The sequence below is a fragment of the Endozoicomonas sp. SESOKO3 genome (genome assembly GCF_024606255.1).
On record NZ_JAHHPR010000289.1, the window covers coordinates 1 to 3,328 of the forward strand.

Genomic DNA, 3,328 nt, shown 5'->3' on the forward strand with positions numbered 1-3,328 from the left:
GTACAACTGGCTGAATTCAGCCACGGTTTTGCCAAACTGACAGGCCAGAGCGTCAATTATATGATTCCGCAACAACTGAAGGCTGCCGGCCTGACTGTTCAACCGGTAAGAGCACTTGAACTCGAATCAATCGTCTGTGAAGGCGGCAGTATTCTGTTTTTTCCTCCGAACCTGCCTGAAGGCCTGAGCTTTGAAAATCAACTGACCCTCACCTTTGGGGGACACAGTAAAATGGTGGTTGAAGCATTGTTCAGGGAACTGGCAGGGCTGGGCATTGGTGGGGAGCGACCGGCTACCGACGACCTTGAGGAGCAGTGGCTGGACGCCCTGGCCGATTGCCACGGCTGCCTTGGTGATATGAACATTGCCGTGGCAGCGAATAGCAATACCCCGGTAAACACCCGTAAAAAAGCGTTTCTCAAACCGTTGCTGAACCTCAGTGACAAAGAACTGAATTGGAAATTCAATTCTCGTATTCGCGCAGGACGTCTGGTGCATTACCGCCCGGGTTTTCCCCATGGCATTTCGGCAAACCCTGCCAGACATTTCTGCCCCGGGCACGATATAAACTTATGTCGGGGAGCGCAACGGAACAGTAAGCAGGGTATAGTCAATAGCCTCGAAAATGAAGCTACCCTGAGCTCCTTTGAACGACGTACTCAGATCGGGATGGAGCCATCCAGATATTTTTCGGCACGCAGGATGAAATGCGACACTGAATATACATTCTCCCGTGTCATGGAGGAGGAGCTGACGACTGATTCCAGGCACAAATATGGTGGGGTCATGTGTATGCGCCTGACTTCCGCTGCACTCGGCCGTCTGGATGCACAAATTTATAAAGATCAAAGCCAGTTTTTGGGGGGATTCCCTGGTTTGGACGCCTTCGCCCGTAATGAGAAAATCATTGCGCAGTCAACCGATGACTACAGAAGTGTGATTCAGTACGAAGGGCGTCAGGAGACCCGTTTTTCCAATCCTCTATCCTTACTTGACGAGTTGAACCTGCTTGAGATGAGTTCTCCCGAAAGTCAGAGGCAATTGTTGCAGACTCTAAAGCAACGCTTTAGTCACTGGCCCGACGGACGCCCGCTGGAACAGCTTTTTCCGCAATCCTGGTCAGTCTTTTACCATGAGTTAACCTTTAAAGGCAGCATGGTTGACGAGGGCATCAAAAATCTCATCAAGGTTTGTGGTGAAGAGCGCATACAATTACTGTTTGAGCAAAACCCACAACTGTTGGAGGGCAAACTGGATTCCCTGGATGGCTTTAAGCTGAACGGGGGTAGCCATTTCTTGAAAGGAATTGATTTCAGCGGCTGTTCAATGAAGGGTACCGTGTTGCAATCCTTTATATTTCAGAACTGTAAATTCGATACAGAGCGGTTAAACAGTGCCACTGTTGAAGATGGCTTTTTCTGCGCATGTTCTTTTGAAGGCAAGCGGTTTTCATCATCGATATTAGACAATGCCCGCTTTTATCCTGAAAATGATCAGGATGACCTGGTATATGAAAGTACACACCAGCTTTCCCGAATTCTATATAATTCTTGTGTCAATCAGCGCAATGAGTTCAGTCTGAAACAATGGCTGGAGGTGATGGGGAAAAGTGATTATCTACTCCACGACTCAGCACGGCTGGATGATTTAAGTCGGGATATTCTGTCCCGGCACATTGGAAAAATCACAAAAACTTATCCACAGCAACTTTGTAGGATTATTCGTGGATTTTTTTCCATTGATTTTGAAAATACTGCCAACGCAATAAGCTTTGTCTGGAATAATCCGGAATTCTATGATCGCAAAATCAAAGATCTCAAAGATGTGTATTTTGAGTTCAGAACCATCTTCCTGAATGAAGGAGATTATAAGGGGATGAGTGGTGATCCGTTTGAAAGATTATTTACGCTCTATAAAGTTGCAAACGGTGATTGTTCCCGGGAAGCGGTTTTGGCATTGATGTTAAATGTTATTAACCTGATTCTATTCCCGGAATCCAATGATAAATACATAGACTTTGGTATGAATGCCAACCGTGCGGATGAGCATGACGACTGCTGGAAGGACATTCCTGAGGTCAGTAGCGAAAGTACACAAAACCACTCAACCCCACGCCCGGAAACAGAGGGACTGCCTCTGGTTAAGATGCGGCGTTATAAAGCTTCTCTTTGTCGTATGTTCCTTAAAGATTACCGGGATTGTATTGACCAATTCTGGAAAGAATGCTCAGAAAAGAGTCAATTAAAAATAGCCAAACACTGTTTGCTTCATCAAAATGTTGCTGTTAGCCCCTCAACAACCACGGAGTTTATAAATTTGTTGTCTAAAGACCGCGACGAGGGAAATTGGCGGGACATCTATAACGCTAACATGAAAAAGCATACAGAAATTCAGAATGAGTGGGACCGGCTGTTTCCGGAATATTTCAGAACCTGAGGCAAAGTCCACTGTTATCCTTTAAATCAGTGCCCACCGTTTCAGTTGGATTTGAGTGTCCACTAAAACGGGGGAGGTTCGCAATCCGCTGGATTTTGTTGTTAGGTGGCGTAGTTATTTCTGAAGGTGGTTTACGATGATGGTGAGAGTGTCTTCTATTTTGTCAAACCGTTTGTCGTGTTCGTCAAAACGACTGCGGTTCTCAGACTGGTAAGCCTCGATCTTGCGGTCTTGCTGGTCAAAACGTTTTTCTATCTGAACGAACATGAGCCGGTTCTCTCGCTGGTTTTCCAGCATAATCTTCTGTGTTTCCCCGGTAATCTGGATGAGCCGGTGTACAGCGTTATCCAGCGATTCAAAATGGGATTCAAGTCTCTCTACACGATGTTCCAGTGACATACTGCATACCGTTATGATTTGTTGTAGGAGCAGTCAGCATAGCAGATATTGAATGGGGGCCGCCGGGGTGATCTTGTCGTTTTGCCCAGTCTTCACAGAATGGGTGGAACTAATGATTGGGTTAACTGTCGAAGTCATATCTGATTCGGCTTTTCTCAATCAGATCGTTTTGACAAGGACAGTGGTGAGGGCTAAAAAATGGATTCGCTCGGTATTACAACAGTAGGTAAAACAACAGAACAGGCGTCTTTTGCCGGTTGCGTCAGTTCATCTGAAAATATTGACAAGACAGGCATCGCTTTTGCCAGAGAAGTGAGTAGAAGTGAAGAGGCAATGCTCCCTGCTATTGCTTCTGCAAAGCAGGATGAGGCGATTAATAGTGATTTCACGCGTAAGGCCGGGCAAAAGGTAGCCATCACTGATATTACCCCGAAAATAATTGAGGCAGGACTGGAAACGCTGACCATTGAGCCGGTAAACAAGCGTCCAAAAC

At 46.1% G+C, this 3,328-nt stretch carries 3 protein-coding genes; 2 read left to right on the plus strand and 1 reads right to left on the minus strand.

Annotation, left to right across the window (positions count from 1 at the left end):
* A partial coding sequence (locus KDK18_RS05270) for a pentapeptide repeat-containing protein (RefSeq protein WP_257253715.1) occupies window positions 1-2,436 on the plus strand: 2,436 nt, incomplete at its 5' end.
* A gap of 114 nt (window positions 2,437-2,550) precedes the next feature.
* On the opposite strand, the gene KDK18_RS05275 is transcribed toward KDK18_RS05270, so the two are convergent.
* Window positions 2,551-2,835, minus strand: coding sequence for a hypothetical protein (locus KDK18_RS05275; protein ID WP_257253716.1), 285 nt, complete (start codon window positions 2,833-2,835; stop codon window positions 2,551-2,553).
* Window positions 2,836-3,033: 198 nt separating this feature from the next.
* Between KDK18_RS05275 and KDK18_RS05280 the strand changes: the two genes are divergently transcribed.
* On the plus strand, window positions 3,034-3,328 hold a 295-nt coding region (locus KDK18_RS05280), incomplete at its 3' end, for a hypothetical protein (protein WP_257253717.1).

Coding starts and splice junctions, on each gene's coding strand:
- KDK18_RS05275 (WP_257253716.1), bottom strand. CDS start 2,835: ATGTCACTGGAACATCGTGTAGAGAGACTTGAATCCCATTTTGAATCG.